Origin of the sequence: Methylobacterium sp. Leaf89 (genome assembly GCF_001422215.1) — a bacterium.
In the GTDB taxonomy this organism is placed as follows: domain Bacteria; phylum Pseudomonadota; class Alphaproteobacteria; order Rhizobiales; family Beijerinckiaceae; genus Methylobacterium.
In genome coordinates this window covers 120,154-136,647 of sequence record NZ_LMML01000023.1, presented here as the reverse complement: position 1 = coordinate 136,647, position 16,494 = coordinate 120,154, and the positions used below count along the sequence as shown (strand labels likewise).

At 70.2% G+C, this 16,494-nt stretch carries 15 protein-coding genes and 1 pseudogene; 10 read left to right on the top strand and 6 right to left on the bottom strand.

The annotated features are described in order from the left end of the window. The first annotated feature begins 22 nt into the window (after positions 1-22). On the top strand, positions 23-2,383 hold the full coding sequence (locus ASF18_RS08715) for an Orn/Lys/Arg decarboxylase N-terminal domain-containing protein (RefSeq protein WP_056350881.1): 2,361 nt from the start codon (positions 23-25) through the stop codon (positions 2,381-2,383). Continuing rightward, on the top strand, positions 2,383-2,991 hold the full coding sequence (locus ASF18_RS08710; RefSeq protein WP_056212046.1) for a GNAT family N-acetyltransferase: 609 nt from the start codon (positions 2,383-2,385) through the stop codon (positions 2,989-2,991). Before ASF18_RS08715 ends, ASF18_RS08710 begins: the two co-directional genes overlap by 1 nt. A 40-nt stretch (positions 2,992-3,031) precedes the next feature. Here the strand turns inward: ASF18_RS08710 and ASF18_RS08705 are convergent, their stop codons facing one another. After that, the gene (locus ASF18_RS08705; RefSeq protein ID WP_056212048.1) at positions 3,032-3,247 is read right to left on the bottom strand and encodes a hypothetical protein; all 216 of its coding nucleotides are present in this window, start codon (positions 3,245-3,247) and stop codon (positions 3,032-3,034) included. Positions 3,248-3,336: 89 nt separating this feature from the next. Beyond that, positions 3,337-3,957 (bottom strand): helix-hairpin-helix domain-containing protein, encoded by a 621-nt coding sequence (locus ASF18_RS22910; RefSeq protein ID WP_082487275.1) that lies wholly within the window; start codon positions 3,955-3,957, stop codon positions 3,337-3,339. A 189-nt stretch (positions 3,958-4,146) separates the two neighbouring features. On the opposite strand from ASF18_RS22910, the gene ASF18_RS08695 reads away from it, so the two are divergent. After that, complete coding sequence (locus ASF18_RS08695; RefSeq protein WP_056350879.1) at positions 4,147-6,003, top strand: ABC transporter ATP-binding protein; 1,857 nt, start codon at positions 4,147-4,149, stop codon at positions 6,001-6,003. A 6-nt stretch (positions 6,004-6,009) separates the two neighbouring features. Here the strand turns inward: ASF18_RS08695 and ASF18_RS08690 are convergent, their stop codons facing one another. Together ASF18_RS08690 and ASF18_RS25050 are read right to left on the bottom strand one after the other, a co-directional pair. Continuing rightward, positions 6,010-6,450 carry a response regulator gene (locus tag ASF18_RS08690; RefSeq protein ID WP_056350877.1) on the bottom strand — a complete coding sequence of 147 codons (441 nt, stop codon included), beginning with the start codon at positions 6,448-6,450 and terminating at the stop codon, positions 6,010-6,012. Further along, positions 6,447-7,568 (bottom strand): histidine kinase dimerization/phosphoacceptor domain -containing protein, encoded by a 1,122-nt coding sequence (locus tag ASF18_RS25050; RefSeq protein ID WP_056350874.1) that lies wholly within the window; start codon positions 7,566-7,568, stop codon positions 6,447-6,449. The genes ASF18_RS08690 and ASF18_RS25050 overlap by 4 nt, the downstream gene beginning before the upstream one ends. Positions 7,569-7,992: 424 nt before the next feature. Between ASF18_RS25050 and ASF18_RS08680 the strand changes: the two genes are divergently transcribed. Next, entirely contained in the window at positions 7,993-9,186 is a 1,194-nt protein-coding gene (locus tag ASF18_RS08680) for a patatin-like phospholipase family protein (protein WP_056212057.1), read from the top strand. 158 nt (positions 9,187-9,344) lie between these two features. Continuing rightward, positions 9,345-10,970 (top strand): ABC-F family ATP-binding cassette domain-containing protein, encoded by a 1,626-nt coding sequence (locus ASF18_RS08675; RefSeq protein WP_056277513.1) that lies wholly within the window; start codon positions 9,345-9,347, stop codon positions 10,968-10,970. Between the two features lie 84 nt (positions 10,971-11,054). On the opposite strand, the gene ASF18_RS08670 is transcribed toward ASF18_RS08675, so the two are convergent. Beyond that, complete coding sequence (locus ASF18_RS08670) at positions 11,055-11,183, bottom strand: hypothetical protein (protein ID WP_055945825.1); 129 nt, start codon at positions 11,181-11,183, stop codon at positions 11,055-11,057. A gap of 195 nt (positions 11,184-11,378) precedes the next feature. On the opposite strand from ASF18_RS08670, the pseudogene ppk2 reads away from it, so the two are divergent. Together ppk2 and ASF18_RS08660 are read left to right on the top strand one after the other, a co-directional pair. Beyond that, positions 11,379-12,296 (top strand): annotated as a pseudogene (gene ppk2, locus ASF18_RS08665) (polyphosphate kinase 2). 90 nt (positions 12,297-12,386) lie between these two features. Further along, the gene (locus tag ASF18_RS08660; RefSeq protein ID WP_056350873.1) at positions 12,387-13,181 is read left to right on the top strand and encodes an enoyl-CoA hydratase/isomerase family protein; all 795 of its coding nucleotides are present in this window, start codon (positions 12,387-12,389) and stop codon (positions 13,179-13,181) included. A gap of 3 nt (positions 13,182-13,184) precedes the next feature. Here the strand turns inward: ASF18_RS08660 and minC are convergent, their stop codons facing one another. Beyond that, positions 13,185-13,850: a septum site-determining protein MinC gene (minC, locus tag ASF18_RS08655; RefSeq protein ID WP_056350871.1), complete on the bottom strand. Its 666-nt coding sequence runs from the start codon at positions 13,848-13,850 to the stop codon at positions 13,185-13,187. Positions 13,851-14,296: 446 nt separating this feature from the next. On the opposite strand from minC, the gene ASF18_RS08650 reads away from it, so the two are divergent. The 3 genes from ASF18_RS08650 to ASF18_RS08640 are packed head-to-tail and all read left to right on the top strand — an operon-like array spanning position 14,297 to position 16,487. Beyond that, positions 14,297-14,626, top strand: coding sequence for an iron transporter (locus ASF18_RS08650; RefSeq protein WP_244472641.1), 330 nt, complete (start codon positions 14,297-14,299; stop codon positions 14,624-14,626). Next, complete coding sequence (locus tag ASF18_RS08645; RefSeq protein ID WP_056277527.1) at positions 14,623-16,152, top strand: PepSY-associated TM helix domain-containing protein; 1,530 nt, start codon at positions 14,623-14,625, stop codon at positions 16,150-16,152. Before ASF18_RS08650 ends, ASF18_RS08645 begins: the two co-directional genes overlap by 4 nt. Then, positions 16,149-16,487: a DUF3325 domain-containing protein gene (locus ASF18_RS08640; RefSeq protein ID WP_056212070.1), complete on the top strand. Its 339-nt coding sequence runs from the start codon at positions 16,149-16,151 to the stop codon at positions 16,485-16,487. Before ASF18_RS08645 ends, ASF18_RS08640 begins: the two co-directional genes overlap by 4 nt. Positions 16,488-16,494: the final 7 nt, after the last annotated feature.

Below are 16,494 nucleotides of genomic sequence, written 5' to 3'. Positions count from 1 at the left end.
CGCCTCTGGGAGCCTTTTCCGCATGGACTTCTTCCGCCGCTTCACCGTCCTGATGTGTGCGCCGAACTTCGACCCGGACGATCTCGAGGGCGTGCGCGTCCAGCAGATCATCGGCTCCGTGGAGAAGCTCGGCTTCGAGGTGGTGCGGGCCCGCCGCGTCGAGGATGCGGCCATCGCGGTCCAGACCGATTCGGCCATCGGCTGCATGGTGGTGGACTGGGGCAAGCGTGGCCTCGACGGCAAGGCGGCGGCCCTCATCAACCTGATGCGAAAGCGCGGGCTGGAGATGCCCATCGTCATCATGGTCCGCCGCAAGCGCCTGGAGGACATCCCCGTCGAGGTGCTGGACTTCATCGACGGCTACATCTTCCTGGCGGAAGAAACCCCGGACTACATCGCCCGCGGCCTGGTGAGCCGCGTGAAGCAGTATGCCGAGACCCTGAAGACGCCGTTCTTCGGCGCGCTGGTGGATTACGCCGAGCAGGGCAACCAGCTCTGGACCTGCCCGGGCCACAACGGCGGCATCTTCTACAACCGCTCGCCGATCGGGCGGATTTTCGTCGAGCATCTCGGCGAGGCGGTGTTCCGCGACGACCTCGACAACTCGGTGCTCGATCTCGGCGATCTCCTCGTCCACGAGGGCCCGGCCCTGAAGGCGCAGAAGGAGGCGGCCGTCATCTTCGGGGCGGAGAAGACCTACTTCGTCCTGAACGGCACCTCGGCCTCCAACAAGATCGTGCTCTCGGCCCTGGTCGCCGAGGGCGACCTCGTGCTGTTCGACCGCAACAACCACAAGGCCGCGCATCACGGCGCGCTGTTCCTCGGCGGTGCGATCCCGGTCTTCCTGGAGACTGACCGCAACGCCTACGGCCTGATCGGCCCGATGTACCACGAGGCCCTGGACGAGACGCGCATCCGCGAGAAGATCCGCACCAACCCGCTGATCACCGACACGGAGGCCTGGCGGCGCGAGCGGCCGTTCCGCGTCGCGGTGGTCGAGCAGTGCACCTATGACGGCACGATCTACAACGCGCAGATGATCCTCGATAAGATCGGGCATCTCTGCGACTACATCCTCTTCGACGAGGCCTGGGCGGGCTTCATGAAGTTCCACCCGCTCTTCGCCGGCCGCTTCGCGATGGGCTTGAAGGGCCTCGACGAGACCTCGCCGGGCATCATCGCCACGCAATCGACCCACAAGCAATTGGCGAGCTTCTCCCAGGCCTCGCAGATCCACACCAAGGACAGCCATATCCGCGGCCAGACCCGGCGCATCGAGCACCGGCGCTTCAACGAGACCTTCCTGGTCCACGCCTCGACCTCGCCGTTCTACCCCCTGTTCGCCTCCCTCGACGTCGGCGCGCAGATGATGAAGGGGCGCTCCGGCGTCGTCCTGTGGGACGACACGATCCGCCTCGGCATCGAGTGGCGCAAGAAGGTCCGCGCCATCCGCCGCGAGTTCGAGGAGAAGGAGGGCGATCCGCTCAAGCGCTGGTTCTTCGATCCCTTCGTGCCGGACACGGTCGAGGGACCGGACGGCAAGGTGCCGTGGGAAAGCCTCTCGACGGACGAACTCGCCGGCAACGTGAAGTACTGGGAACTGACACCCGGCGCCGACTGGCACGGCTTCACCCACGTGGCGCCCGACTACGCCATGACCGACCCCAACAAGCTCACCGTGCTGACCCCGGGTTTCAACCGGCACACCGGGGAATATGCCGCGCACGGGGTGCCGGCGCCGATCGTGGCGCAGTACCTGCGGGAAAACCGCATCGTGCCGGAGAAGAACGACCTCAACTCGCTGCTCTTCCTGCTGACGCCGGGCGTCGAATCCTCGAAGGCCGGCACGCTGATCTCGGGGCTGGTCGCCTTCAAGCGCCTGCACGACGACAACGTGCCGTTGGAGGAGGCGATGCCCGAATTCGTCCGGCGCCGGCCCAACCGCTACAAGGGCGTGCGCCTGCGCGACCTGTGCGCCGACTTCCACGCCTTCCATCGCGAGCACGGCACCAGCACGCTCCAGCGCAAGCAGTTCGAGCCGGGGCACCTGCCCGAGATGGTGATGACGCCGAAGGAGGCGGTCCAGCAGCTCACCCGCAACAACGTCGATTACGTGCCGATCGCCGAAGCCGAGGGCCGCGTGGCGACGACCTTGCTTCTGGTCTACCCGCCGGGCATCGGCACGGTGCTGCCGGGCGAGCGATTGGACGAGCGGGCCAAACCCATGCTGGACTATTTCAAGATGTTCGAGCGCTCCGCGAACCTGTTCCCGGGCTTCGAGGCCGAGATCCAGGGCGTGTTCCGCGACGTCGATCCGGACGGCACGATCCGGTTCCACACGTATGTCATGCGAGAGCCCCGCGTCATGCGCGAGGGGCGCTGATGGCGGGCGTGGCCGAGAGCGATCCCGACCTCGTCATCCGGCCCTCGTCGGATGCCGACGTGCCGGACATGGTGGACATCTACGCCCACCACATCCGGCGCGGCGTCGGCGATGTCGGGGATTTCGAGGAGGACCCGCTCCATCCCGACGACCTGAAGAAGCGTCGGAAGGCCATGCGCAAGAAGCGCCTGCCGCACCTCGTGGCCGACCGCGACGGGATCGTGGCGGGCTACGCCTACGCGGTGCCGTTCCGCAAGCGTCCCGCCTATCGCTACACCCTCAAGCACTCGATCTACGTCCACCACGCGCACCTGAACGCGGGGATCGGCCGGCGCCTGCTGCCGGCGCTGATCGAGGCCTGCGCGGCGGGCGGCTACCGGCAGATGATCGGTTACATCGACGCCCAGAACGAGGCGTCCCTGCGCCTCCACGAAGCCTGCGGCTTCGTCCGCGTCGGGCTCTTGCCGGCGGTGGGCTACAAGTACGGGCGTTGGAGCGACAGCGTCATGGTGCAGTGCGCGCTCGGAACCGGGTCCACGGACCAGCCCGGCACCTGGACCCGCACCGTGGAGGCCGTGGTGGCGGGGCACGACTGGATCGGAAAGTAGCGCGCCGGCGCCGGAGGCGCCCGCGCAGGGATCCGGCCGCCTATTGCTGCGCGCGGTTGATCAGCGTCTGCAGCGCCCGGGCCACCGCCTCGCTGACGTTCTTGCGGTACTTGCGGTGGACCAGCTGGCCGTTGTGATAGATGTCGTGCTCCACGTAGAGCTTCTCGCCGTCCCACCGGACGATGTTGTCGGTCTCGGTGGTTTCCTCGACGCCGAGATCCTCGCGAAAGGTAACGCCCCCGGCTTGCGCAAACATGGCTCGTCCCTGGTGATCGAAGCGATTTTCCGGCGTGCCGGAGGGGTATCTTAGGCAGACGGCGCGTGGCGCGCTACCCGAAACGGGGCTCAGCGCACCGTGACCTGATCCTTGATCCGCTCATAGACCGCCCGGCTGAGGACGCGCTTCGACAGGAGCTCGCCGACGGAGGCGTAGGGCCGCTTCTGCACGATGGCGCGCCCGATCATGCCGCCGCCCCGGAGGCCGTTCAGCTCGGCGACGGTTCCGGTGTTGAGGTCGACGATCGCGACGCCCCTCGGCCCGGCCGTCTCGGCGGCGGTGTCGATGGCCTCCTCGCCGGCCGACGGGGGCGTCGGGCGGGAGGCGGTCCCGAGGTCCGGGAGGGCCGGCGCCGGGTCGCTCGGCGCTGGCGAATGGGGCGACGGCGCCGTCGGTGCGGGCGCCGGCAGGGGCGCATTCGGTGCGGGCGTCGGCGGCACGGCGGCTTGTGGCGCCGGGGCGGGCACGGCCTGCGGCAGGGGCGCCGGCGCCACCGGGGAGACGGGCCGCGTCACGGCCGGCGGCACCGCCGCCTGGGTTCCGGCGGCCCCGGTCTCCGGGGCCGTCCGGGTGATGGGCGTCTCCGGTGTTCCGCTGTCCTGCGGACGCAGCATTTGGATGATCCCGGCCAGGACGGCTGCCACCACGATGAGAATGCCGACCCGCAGGACCGCTGAACCGCTGAGCATTGTGAGGGCGGCCTCGCGCCTGAGAAGAGGATGAACGCCTAACATAGGCGATAAAGTGAAGTCTCGCCGGCGAATCGCCTGTCCTCAAGAGCTTGAAGACGTTGGCCGGTCCCGCGCTGACATCTGCGCGACTGGGTGCGGCGTCTGCGGCATCGACGGAGGTGCCGCTCCCGGTCATGGTCCCGGCCGATGCCCGACCGTCTCTCCCCTCTGACCGTCCTATCCGCGCGCCTCGGCGCCCTGCGCCACCTCCCGGCCCTGGCGCGCCTCGTCTATGCCGCGAGCCCCCGCCTGCTCGTGGTGAGCCTCGGCCTGCGTCTGGCGCGGGCGAGCCTGCCCGTGGCGATGCTCTACCTCGCCAAGCTCATCCTCGACGCGATCGTGGCCGAGCATGCCCGGCCGCATCCGGGCGGCCTCGGGCCCGAGGCCTGGCTGTCCGATCCCGCCCTGCGGCACCTCGCCATGCTGGTGGCGGCGGAGTTCGGCCTCGCCATCCTCGCCGACCTCCTCGGGCGGGCCAGCACCCTGGTCGACGGCCTCGTGGCCGACCTCTACGGCACGTCCGCCACCCTGAAGCTGATGCGGCACGCCGCCGAGCTCGACCTCGAGCAGTTCGAGGACAGCGCGGAGCAGGACCGCCTCGAGCGGGCCCGCCGTCAGGTCACCGGCCGCTCGAACCTCCTGTTCCAGCTCTTCGGTCAAGGGCAGGATCTCATCACCCTCGTGGCCTTCGCGCTGGGCCTCGTGGCCTTCGCGCCCGGGCTGATCCTGCTGCTCGTGATCGCCCTGGTGCCGGCCTTCCTCAACGAGACCTACTTCAACCGCGAGGGCTATCGGCTGGCCTGGACCCGGACGCCCGAGCGGCGCGAGATCGACTACCTGCGCTTCCTCGGGGCGAGCGTGGAATCCGCCAAGGAGGTCAAGCTGTTCGGGCTGAACGGCTACATCGCCGAGCGCTACCGGGGGCTGGCGTCCAAGCTCGTGGCCGACAACCGCGCCCTGGCGCTGCGCCGCGCCGGCTGGGGCGGGGCCTTCGCGGCCCTAGGCACGCTGGCCTACTATCTCGCCTACGCCACCATCGTCTGGCGCACCGCCGCGGGCCAGTTCTCCATCGGCGACCTCGCCTTCCTGGCGGGCTCCTTCCAGCGCCTGCGCGGCCTGATCGAGGGGCTGCTCCTCGGCTTCTCGCAGATCGCCGCCCAGGCACAGTATCTCGACGACCTGTTCTCGTTCTTCGCCGTGGTGCCGGCGATCCGCTCACCCGCGAACCCGGCGCCCCTGCCGCGTCCGATCCGGAGCGGAATCGTCTTCGAGGCGGTGGGATTCCGCTATCCCGGCACCGACACCTGGGCGGTGCGCGACCTCAGCTTCCACCTCGCGGCCGGAGAGGTGCTGGCCCTGGTGGGGGAGAACGGCGCCGGTAAGACCACCATCGTCAAGCTGCTCACCCGGCTCTACGACCCGACGGAGGGCCGCGTGCTCCTCGACGGTCGGCCCCTCTCCGCCTACGACCTCGAGGACCTGCGCGGCCGCATCGGCGTGATCTTCCAGGATTTCGTGCGCTTCAGCTTCACCGCCCGCGAGAACGTGGCCGTGGGCCGCATTGAGGCGCGCGACGACCCCGACCGGATCGCCCGTGCGGCCGGGCGCAGCCTCGCCGACGGCGTCATCGGCCGGCTGCCCCTCCAGTACGACCAGCCGCTGGGCAAGCGCTTCGCCGAGGGCGTCGACCTGTCGGGGGGCGAGTGGCAGAAGATCGCCATCGCCCGCGCCTACATGCGCGAAGCCGAGATCCTGATCCTCGACGAGCCCACCGCCGCCCTCGATGCCCGGGCCGAGTTCGAGGTCTTCCAGCGCTTCCGCGAATTGAGCCACGGGCGCACGGCGGTGCTGATCTCGCACCGCTTCTCCACGGTCCGCATGGCGGACCGCATCCTGGTCCTTGCCGGTGGTCGGGTCATCGAATCGGGCAGTCATGCGGAGCTGCAGGCGCTGGGTGGCCGCTACGCCGAGCTGTTCGAGCTGCAGGCGGCCGGCTACCGCTGAGCCGGCCTAGACGCCGAGGGCGTCGCGATAGGCGGGCGCGAGGCGCAGGCCGAGGGGCAGGGGGGAGCGCGGCGGCGGCGCGCGCACGCACTCGCTGAAATACGCCAGGGTGTCGAAGATGACCGCCTCGGTGAAGGGCTTGGCGATCACGCCGGCAGCCCCTTCGAATCCCTCGGGCAGGTGCTGGGCATTGGCGGTGACGAAGACCAGGATCATGGCGGCATCGTCCCGCAACGCCCGGACGATGTCGATGCCGGACGAGCCGCCGCGCAGCTGGAGGTCGACGAAAACGAGATCCGGCCGCACCTCGCGGGCGATCCCGATCGCCTCCGCGGCGGTCGCCGCGCTGCCGAGGACGACGTGGCCGGCATCCTCCACGAGGAATTCCAGCTGCATCAGAATGAGCGCCTCGTCTTCCGCGATCAGTACCCGGAGGGGTTCGCTCACGTGCTGTCCTTGGCGCCCGGGGATTCGCGCGGGAGGCGAATGTCGATCGACGTTCCGGGATCGCCCGGTTGCCAGGCGATACTGGCATTCAGCTGGCGCGCCAAGCTCTCGATCAGGCGCTTGCCGAAGGAGCGCGTGCCGACGACCTCCTGGGGCATGCCGATGCCGTCGTCGATGATCCGGATGCCGAAGTAGCGTCCATCGGGCTGGACCCGGATCGAGAGGCGTCCCGGCCGGTTGCTGGGGAAGGCGTGCTTCAGCGCGTTGGTGATGAGCTCGTTCATCATCAGCGCCACGGGCGGTGCCTTCTCCACCGGCACCTCCACGGGCTCCAGGTCGAGGTGCAGGCTGATCTCGGATCGGCCGGAGCCGCGCACGAGGTCCGTGGCGAGCTCGCGGGCGAACTCGGCCACGTCGAAGCGCTCGACGTCGTGGGACTGGTAGAGGCGCTTGTGCACCGTTCCCAGGGCCTCGACCCGGGTCAGCATCGACTTCATCGCCTCGCGCGCCGTGGGGTCCGAGATGCTCCGGGTCTGCATCGTGAGGAGCGAGGCCACCATCTGGAGATTGTTCTTCACCCGGTGGTCGACCTCGTGCACGAGCATGGTCTTGGCCGCCAGGGCGTCCGACAGCTCGCGCGTCCGCTTGGCGACCTCGCGCTCGAAGTGCTCCTTCTCGTTCTGCGTCCGCATCTGCGCGTCGACCCGGTCGGTAACGTCGAGCTGCGAGGCGAAGAAGTAGTGCAGGTCACCACCCTTGGTGATGACCGGACTCATGTAGAGGGCGTTCCAGAACGAGCTCCCGTCCTTGCGATAGTTCAGGATGTCGACGGAAATGTCGCGCCGGGCACCCACGGCCTCGCGGAGCTGCTGGATCGCGTTCGGGTCGGTGTCGGGGCCCTGCAGGAAGCGGCAGTTACGCCCCATGATCTCGCCGCGCTCGTAGCCGGTGAGGCGCAGGAAGGCATCGTTGACGAAGACAATCGGATTGTCGTCGCGGCGCGGGTCCGTGACGATCATGGGCATGCGGGTGGCCCGGATGGCGGCGGCGAACGGATCGCCCTTGCCGTGCTCGACCATCAGATCGCCCGTCAGGTGCCACGCGTCGTCTCGTTCCATCGCCTCTGCCTCCTCGCGCCACCGATCCCTGGGGCTGTCCTGCTCACGCCGTCATCGTCAGGACCATCGACGGCACATGCGGGCGGCACGGCCGCTCCGCGTGAGCGCGACCGGTCGGCGAAAGCAGGTTTCGCGAGGGAAACTGGACGTCGGATCGTGACCGCAACGGTCAACCGTCACCGTATGGTGCTCCAACGGACGTGTGCGCAGGAAGTTCATTTGATGTCGGGCCGGGCCGCGGAGGCTCCGGCCGTCGACGTGCTTCCGCACGATCCCGTGGGATCGCGCGGCTGCTGCCCGAATGCCACACCGGTCCAGCGTCGCGAAGCGTAGCCGGAACACGGCAACGGCCAAGCTCATTTTCCGTGCTAGGGTCGTGCCGGGGTCGGGCTCCGGGATTGAAGCTGTGGACTTGGCTGTGGACATGTCGAACCTGCGTCGTCGCCGTTGGACCCGGGGGCTCCTGGCCCTGCTCGTTGCGGGCCAGGTCGCGGCCTGTGGCAGCACGCCGCGCACGCCCTACACGGCGAGCGAGGCGGCCGACGCGGTCCTGCCAGGGCTCGATCCGAACGTACGCGCCTATGCGGATGCCTCGGAGAAGACCTTCACCGAGATGTCGGCGCGCCCCCAGAACAGCAGGGTTCCGTTCGCCTACCTCGCCCTGTCCGGCGGTGGCGGCGACGGGGCCTACGGCGCCGGCCTGCTGAACGGCTGGACCGAGTCCGGCAAGCGCCCGGAATTCTCCCTGGTCTCCGGCGTCTCCACCGGTGCCCTGATCGCGCCCTTCGCCTTCGTCGGGCCGGAATACGACGCCATCCTGAAGGACATCTACACCAGCGGCGTCGCCTCGACCCTGGTCCAGTCGCCGAGCTTCGCCAACGTGCTGTTCGGCTCGGGCCTGTTCGGGGACGGGCGCCTGCGGGACCTCGTGCGGCGCTACGTGACGCCGGACCTCCTGGCGGCGGTCGCCGCCCAGCATGCCAAGGGCCGTCGCCTCCTCGTGGTGACGACGAACCTCGATGCCCAGCGCGCCGTGATCTGGAACATGGGCGCCATCGCCACCAGCGGCGGCCCCGCCGCCCTCGACCTCTTCACCGACGTGCTCACCGCATCGGCCAGCATCCCGGCGGTGTTCCCGCCGCAACTCATCGACGTCCAGGCAGCGCAGCGCACCTTCCAGGAGATGCATGTCGACGGCTCCGTGGTGACGCCGGTCTTCACCCTCCCGCAATCGTTCCTGCTGCGCGACGGCCGGTTCAAGGCGGGCGCCAAGTCGGACATCTACGTCATCATCAACGGGCGCCTGGAGCCGGAATTCGACCTCGCCCAGAACAACACGCTCTCCATCGTCGAGCGCGCGTTCACCACGGCGAGCCGAGCCCGCAGCCGCGCCACCCTGGCCTCGACCTATGCCTTCACCCGCAACAACGGCATCGGCTTCAACCTCGCCTACATCGACGAATCCGCGCCCAACACCTCCACGGCCCGCGGCTTCGACACCGGCTACATGCGCAGCCTGTACGAGACCGGCTACGAGACCGGCCGCACCGGCACGTTCTGGCGCAAGAGCGTGCCCGTGGCGCCGCTGGTGAAGGCCTCGGTGGTGGCCGCGCAATAGGCCGGCGCCCGGGTCGTTTCCCGCCCGGGCACGACCCGAGGCGCGTGGGGCGAGGGGGCCGGTTGCGTGCCGCACCCCTCGCGCCGGATGGTGCGGTGCGATAGGGTCCGGCCCGCGTCCGGGTCCGTCCGGTGCCCCCGCCCCCGACGAGCCCCCGCATGATTCAGATCGACGACCTCACCTTCAGCGCCTGGGGCCGGCGCTTCTTCGATCGCGCCAGCGTCGCGGTGCCGCCCGGCGCCAAGGTCGGGCTCGTCGGCCGCAACGGCGTCGGCAAGTCGACGCTCTTCAAGATCATCCTGGGTGAACTGCAGCCGGACGGCGGCGCCATCCTGCTGCCGAAGACCGCCCGCGTCGCCTCCGTCGATCAGGAACACCCCGCGACCCCCGTCAGCCTGATCGATACGATCCTGGCCGCCGACGTGGAGCGGGAGGCCCTGAACGCCGAGCTGGAGACCGCCGCGCCCGAGCGCCTGGGCGAGATCTATGCCCGCCTCATCGAGATCGACGCCGACCGGGCCCCGGCGCGCGCCGGCGAGATCCTCGCCGGCCTCGGCTTCTCCGTGGAGGACCTCACCCGGCCGATGGCGGAATTCTCCGGCGGCTGGCGCATGCGCGTGGCCCTGGCCGCCGCGCTCTTCGCCGAGCCGGACATGCTGCTCCTCGACGAGCCCACCAACTACCTCGATCTCGAGGGCGCCCTCTGGCTGGAGGCGCGCCTGAAGCGCTACCCGCACTCGGCCCTGATCATCAGCCACGACCGCGAGCTCCTGAACAACTCGGTGGACGCGATCCTGCACGTGGCCGGCGGCAAGCTCGAACTCTACACCGGCGGCTACGACGACTTCGAGAAGCGCCGGGCCGAGAAGGCCCGCCTCCAGGCCTCGACCAAGCAGAAGCAGGAGGCCGAGCGCGCGCATCTGCAGAGCTTCATCGATCGTTTCAAGGCGAAGGCCTCGAAGGCCGCCCAGGCGCAGTCCCGCGTCAAGCGCCTCGCCAAGCTGGAGCCGATCGCCACCACCATCGAGGAGCACGTGGCACCGTTCCACCTGCCCTCGCCGAAGCGGCCGCTGGCTCCGCCCCTGATGCACCTCACCGACGCCACCATCGCGTATGGCGACGACGCGCCGGTGCTGCGCGACCTCAACCTGACCCTCGACGTCGACGACCGCATCGGATTGCTGGGGGTCAACGGCGCAGGCAAGTCGACCTTCGCCAAGATGGCGGCGGGCGCCCTCGCGGTGCGGGACGGGCGCATGGTGCGGGAAGGGCGCGTGCAGGTCGGCTGGTTCCACCAGCACCAGATCGAGGCCCTCGACCCGAAGGACACGCCGCTCGCGATCATCCGGCGCGAGCGCCCCGACGACAGCGAGTCGGCCCGGCGCGCCAAGCTCGCAAGCTTCGGCCTCGCCTTCGACAAGCAGGAGACGACGGTGGACGCGCTCTCGGGCGGCGAGCGGGCGCGCCTGCTGCTCAACCTCGTGGCGATGCAGGCGCCGCACCTGCTCATCCTCGACGAACCGACCAACCATCTCGACATCGACAGCCGGAGGGCGCTCCTCGACGCGCTCAACGATTACGGCGGGGCGGTCATCCTCATCACCCACGACCGCTCGCTGATGGAGCTGGTGGCGGATCGCCTGTGGCTGGCGGCCGACAACACGGTCAAGCCCTTCGCGGGCGACATGGACGATTACGCGAAATTCGTGCTCGACCGGACCCGGGCCGGCCAGCGCGCGCCGGGCCAGGGACGCGAGAAGAAGGCCAAGCGCCGGGCGGCCTAAGCCGCGAGCACAGTCCGGAGCCGGGCGGACTCAGCCGCCCAGGGCTTTGGAAACCGGGCGGCCTCGGCCGCCCGGAGAGCGCTCTTACTTCCGCAGGATCTTGGTCACGAGGCGGCCGAGCGGCGTGCCGGAATCGTAGTTGCGGTCGTCGCGGACCACGGGACGATCCTCGTTGCCGAGGAGCTTGGTGACGATGCGTCCGATCAGGCTCATGGGTGGACCCTCTAGATGTGTGGGGCGCCGGGCGAGCCGGGCTCGCGGCCCGCGAAATGGCGCAGCTTGTCGTTCAACCCGCGATGTGCGGTCCCCGTTCCCTTGGACCGTCGCCGGCCCCTCACGTCGTATCAAGCCTGTCATGATGCCGTGGTCTAAGCGCGGCCGGCAATTCGGCGGGGACGGAGCTTCCACATGGACGGCGGACAGCGGGCAGCGCAGATCGAGGCGATCCGCCGGGAGGTCGCCGACGATTTCGACGAGGAACTCGAGCTCGAGATGGAGGACGAGCGCCTCGAGCGCCTGGCCGACGGACTCGGGCAGCCCGCCCGTCCGCCCGGCCTCGACCGCAAGGTCTATTTCCGCGAGCTGTTCCGCCTGCAGCACGAGCTGGTGCGCCTGCAGGACTGGGTCCAGGCCCACAAGCTGCGCGTCGTGGTGATCTTCGAGGGCCGCGACTCCGCCGGCAAGGGCGGCGTGATCAAGCGCATCACCCAACGGCTCAACCCGCGCGTCTGCCGCGTCACGGCGCTGCCCGCCCCGAACGAGCGCTAGCGCACCCAGTGGTACTTTCAGCGTTACGTCGCCCACCTGCCGGCCGGCGGCGAGATCGTGCTGTTCGACCGCTCCTGGTACAACCGCGCCGGCGTCGAGCGCGTGATGGGGTTCTGCTCGCCCGACGAGGTGGAGGAATTCTTCCGCTCCGTGCCCGAATTCGAGCGCATGCTGACCCGCTCCGGGATCATCGTGCTCAAGTACTGGTTCTCGATCACCGACGAGGAGCAGGCCTTCCGCTTCCAGATGCGCATCCACGATCCGCTGAAGCAGTGGAAGCTCTCGCCGATGGACGTGCAGTCCCGTCGCCGCTGGGAGGACTACACCAAGGCGAAGGAGGACATGCTGGCCCGGACGCACATCCCCGAGGCGCCCTGGTGGGTGGTCGAGGCGGTCGACAAGAAGCGCGCCCGCCTCAACTGCATCAGCCACCTCCTGACGCAGATCCCCTACGGCGACGTCGCGCATCCGCCCGTGCACCTGCCGGACCGCGAGCGCCACGACGACTACACCCGCCACCCGGTGCCGCCCGGAATGTTCGTGCCGTCCGTGTTCTGAGGCGGGAAGGGGGCCGGCCGCTTGCTCCGCCCGGCCCCGATGGGCGAGAGGAAGGGGCACGCATCCGCGCCCGGCGCCCAGGGACCCCGCATGACCCAGATCGACGAACTCCTCTTCACGGTCGAGGGCGGCATCGCGCGTCTCACCCTCAACCGGCCGCAGGCGCGCAACGCGCTCACCTTCGGGATGTACCAGGGCCTGATCGACGCCTGTGCGCGCCTCGAGGCGGACGGGAGCGTCAAGGCCCTGGTCATCACGGGTGCGGGCGAGAAGGCCTTCGCGGCCGGCACCGACATCGCCCAGTTCCGGAGCTTCACGAGCGCGCAGGACGCGATCGACTACGAGCGCTTCATGGACCGGGTGATGGGCGCGCTGGAGCGCCTGTCCGTGCCCACCATCGCGGCGATCGCCGGCGCCTGCACGGGCGGAGGCGCTGCCATCGCGGCGGCCTGCGACCTGCGGCTGGCCACTCGCGACGCCCGCCTGGGCTTTCCCATCGCCCGGACCCTGGGCAACTGCCTCTCGCTGGGCAACCTGCGGCGGCTCTCCGCCCTGATCGGGCCGGCGCGGGTCAAGGACATGATCTTCACCGCCCGCCTCGTCGGGGCCGAGGAGGCCCTGGCCATCGGGCTCGTCGGGGAGGTCGTGGCCGATGCCGAGGCCCTGGCGGCCCGCGCCACGGAGCTCGCGACCCTGGTGGCCGGTCACGCGCCGCTCACCCTGCGGGCGACCAAGGAGGGCCTGCGCCGCCTTCAGGACGCGGACGATGCGGGCGACGAGCGTCCCGGCGACGACCTGATCCGCCTCTGCTACACCAGCGCGGATTTTCGCGAGGGCATGGAGGCGTTCCTCGCCAAGCGTCCCCCGGCCTGGACGGGCCGGTAGGGCCTAGTCCAGACCGGCCACCTTGATGGCGTCGCCCTCGAGACGGACCTGGGCGGGCAACCCGCGCTGGACCGGGCCGAGGTCGTCGGCGGTGCGGTAGAGCCCGTCGATGGCGATGAGTTCCGGCTCGAACCGGCGGCAGGTGATGCGCGCCTCCGGGTTGCCGGCCGCCCCCGCGATCGCCCGGCCGCGCAGGGCGCCGTAGACGTGGAGCGAGCCGCCCGCGATCACCTCGGCCCCGGAGGCCACAGAGCCCATCACGGTGATGTCGCCCTCTAGGTGCAGGATCGTCTGTCCGGAGCGCACGGGCGCATCGAGGATCAGCGAGCGGAACGGGGCCGGCGCGGACGGCACGACCGGCGCGTCCGGCGCGGCATCCGCCGTCGCTTCCGGGGTCGGGACCGCATCGACCGGGCGCCCGCCCGCCGGGGGCGGGGGCAGGCCGGCCCCGAGCTGGCCCGGATCGGCCCCCTCGATGCCCATCACGGCCACGTCGCGGGCGGCGAGGTCGGTCACCAGGGCGACGAGGGCCTCCCGCTCGAGCCCGAGCCCGGCCACGTCGAGGATGACGGGGCGACCCACGAAGAAGGCCGGCGAGCGCCGGGCCAGCGCGTCGAGCTCGTCGAGCCAGTCCGAGACGGGCAGCACCGGGGCGAGCACCAGGGCCATGAACGAGCGGCCGCGGAAGCGGATCGGGGGACGGGGGGAGCTTGCGGTCACGATCGGGTGTCTTGTTCTCGGGCGGTGTGGGCGGGAAGCGGACGCTGGCCGTCACCTTATCCTAACCCGCAGTCCGGTTGCACAGGGCGCGACCTGCGGCCTGTCAACACGAATTCCGCGCGCCGCCACCGTCCTGCGCGCCGTCGCGCCGTCGCGCGAACCGCGACGCTGCCGCAGGCGCGACGCAGCATCCCAAAGTCGAATTGGAATGATTCCATAACATAGGGTTTGCGAGCCGAAGACCAGGATCGCTATAGCGGGGGTGATCCTCACGCGTTGGGGACTCGGTCGGCGTTTTGTCCCGGCCGGGATTGCCGATCTTGCCTACCGTTGCGGGGCCTGTCTCCGCACCGGTCTCGCCCGTGTAAGTCTCGAAGGGTTTGCCCGTGACGGAGATTTCCGGTCCCCTCGACAGGGCCCGCTTGCGACGTGGCTGGCGCTACCGCTCCGCGGTGGCGGCACGCGTGGGGCTGGCGGCCTTCGGCGGATACGCCCTGGCCGGGCTCGCGACGGCGTTCCTGTCGCTGACCCTGCCGATGGTGCGCTCCGAGGCGGTGGCCACCGCGACCCTGATCAGCTTCGCCATCCTGGCCGGCGCCGTGATCTGGGTCTTCGCCGCCCGGACCCTGCTGCGCGCCGCTCTGGGCCTCGGGCTTCCGATCGCGCTGGTGGGCCTCGGCCTCTGGCTGGCCCTCGACGGCGTCGCGATGGGACCGCCCGCATGAGACAGGGATTTCGCCAGTCTATGGCCTGGCTCCACACCTGGGCCGGGCTCGTCACCGGGTGGGTGATGTTCGCCGTGTTCGTCACCGGCACCGCCACCTATTACCGCGCAGACCTCTCGCTCTGGATGCGCCCGGAGTTGCACGCCGGTCCCTCCGATCCGGTTCCGGCCGCCGAGCGCGGCGTCGCCTACCTGAAGGCCCATGCGCCGAAGGCCATGGCCTGGTACGTCTCCGTGCCGCAGCCGGACCGGCCGATGATCGCCGTCTACTGGATGGACAGCCTGGAGGCTCCCCTCGGGCAGGCCATGCTCGACGTCGAGACCGGCGCGCCCACCAAGGCACGCGACACCCAGGGCGGCGACTTCTTCTATCGCTTTCATTACGAGCTCCAGATGATGCCGGTCCTCGGCCGCTGGATCGTCGGCGCCGCGGCGATGATTCTTCTCATCGCCCTGATCTCCGGCATCGTCACGCATCGGCGCATCTTCGCCGATTTCTTCACCTTCCGGCGGGACAAGTCGGCCCAGCGCGGCTGGCTCGACGCCCACAACGTCACCGGCGTCCTCGCCCTGCCGTTCCACCTGATGATCACCTATACGGGGATCGTGACCCTCGGCGTGATGTACATGCCCTGGGGCGTGACGGCGGCCTACAAGGGCGACGACCTGCGCTTCTACGTCGAGGCGGCCCAGACCACGACCTGGCGCCCGGCCGCCGGCCGACCAGGCGAGGCCGTGCCGCTGGCGCCGCTGCTGGCCCGGGCCCAGGGCGAGGTGTCGGAACCCCTCGAGATGGTCATCGTCAACAATCCGGGCGATGCCAACGCCACCGTGGTCGCCGTCTTCGAGGAGCCCCACGGCCTCGCCCACCAGCATCCGCAGATCGCCTTCGACGCCACCTCCGGGACCGTCGTCGAGCGGGTCGAGCCCTTGAAGCCGGCCGCCCAGGTCTTCACCAGCTTCATGGGCCTGCACGAGGCGCATTTCGCCAGCACGGCCCTGCGGGCACTGTTCTTCCTCTGCGGGCTGCTCGGCTCGGCCACCATCGCCACGGGCCTCGTCCTCTGGACCGTCGCCCGGGCGCCGAAGGCGGGCGAGGCGCCGGGCTTCGGCCTGCGCCTGGTGCGCGGCCTCAACCTCGGGACGATCCTCGGCCTGCCCATCGGCATGGCGGCGTTTCTCCTCGGCAACCGGCTGCTGCCCGTCGACCTCGCCCACCGGGCGACCTGGGAGGGAAGCGTCTTCTTCGGCGCCTGGGCGCTGGCTGCCTTCGTGTCCCTGCTTCGCCCGCACCGCAGGGCCTGGACCGAGCTGGGCCTCGCCGCCGGCTTCCTGTTCGGCGCCGTGCCGGTGGTCGGCGCGCTGACCACGGATCGCGGCCTGGATTTCCTGGCCTTCGACGCCGCCATGCTGGGGCTGGGCCTCGCCCTGGCCCTCGGGGCGCGCAAGGTTTCCGACTACGAGGCGCGCCGGCAGGCCGCACGCCCCGGCCCGGCCCGGGTGCCCGAAGGTTTCGCGGAAGCATGACGCCGCTCTCCATCGCCCTCAACCTCGCCCTCAGCTTCGCCGGGCTGGCGGCCCTCTGCCTCGCCATGGACCGCCACCACCGGGCCATCGCGGGGCGCAGCCAGACGCGGACCCGCGCCGGGGCGCTGCGGCTCGCCGGCTGGGCCGCCATCGCGGCCTCCTTCGCGGCCGCCGTGGTCACCTCGGACTGGAATTTCGGCCCTGTGCAGTGGATCGGCTCGCTCACCGGCGCGGCGCTCCTGGTGGTCGGGCTGGTGTCCTACCGCCCGGCCTGGATCCGCCCGGCGGCCCTGCTTGCCCTGCCCGTGGCGCTGGCGGCGGCGCTGCTCGCCTGAACCGGCC

Excerpts from the sequence above, each read along its gene's own strand:
- ASF18_RS08670 (WP_055945825.1), bottom strand. The coding sequence starts at position 11,183 with ATGAGCCTGATCGGACGCATCGTCACCAAGCTCCTCGGCAACGAGGAT.
- minC (WP_056350871.1), bottom strand. The coding sequence starts at position 13,850 with ATGGCCCTGGTGCTCGCCCCGGTGCTGCCCGTCTCGGACTGGCTCGAC.
- ASF18_RS08660 (WP_056350873.1), top strand. The coding sequence starts at position 12,387 with ATGACCCAGATCGACGAACTCCTCTTCACGGTCGAGGGCGGCATCGCG.
- ASF18_RS22910 (WP_082487275.1), bottom strand. The coding sequence starts at position 3,957 with ATGCTCAGCGGTTCAGCGGTCCTGCGGGTCGGCATTCTCATCGTGGTG.
- ASF18_RS08680 (WP_056212057.1), top strand. The coding sequence starts at position 7,993 with ATGTCGAACCTGCGTCGTCGCCGTTGGACCCGGGGGCTCCTGGCCCTG.
- ASF18_RS08705 (WP_056212048.1), bottom strand. The coding sequence starts at position 3,247 with ATGTTTGCGCAAGCCGGGGGCGTTACCTTTCGCGAGGATCTCGGCGTC.
- ASF18_RS08675 (WP_056277513.1), top strand. The coding sequence starts at position 9,345 with ATGATTCAGATCGACGACCTCACCTTCAGCGCCTGGGGCCGGCGCTTC.
- ASF18_RS08645 (WP_056277527.1), top strand. The coding sequence starts at position 14,623 with ATGAGACAGGGATTTCGCCAGTCTATGGCCTGGCTCCACACCTGGGCC.
- ASF18_RS08715 (WP_056350881.1), top strand. The coding sequence starts at position 23 with ATGGACTTCTTCCGCCGCTTCACCGTCCTGATGTGTGCGCCGAACTTC.
- ASF18_RS08640 (WP_056212070.1), top strand. The coding sequence starts at position 16,149 with ATGACGCCGCTCTCCATCGCCCTCAACCTCGCCCTCAGCTTCGCCGGG.
- ASF18_RS08695 (WP_056350879.1), top strand. The coding sequence starts at position 4,147 with ATGCCCGACCGTCTCTCCCCTCTGACCGTCCTATCCGCGCGCCTCGGC.
- ASF18_RS25050 (WP_056350874.1), bottom strand. The coding sequence starts at position 7,568 with ATGGAACGAGACGACGCGTGGCACCTGACGGGCGATCTGATGGTCGAG.
- ASF18_RS08710 (WP_056212046.1), top strand. The coding sequence starts at position 2,383 with ATGGCGGGCGTGGCCGAGAGCGATCCCGACCTCGTCATCCGGCCCTCG.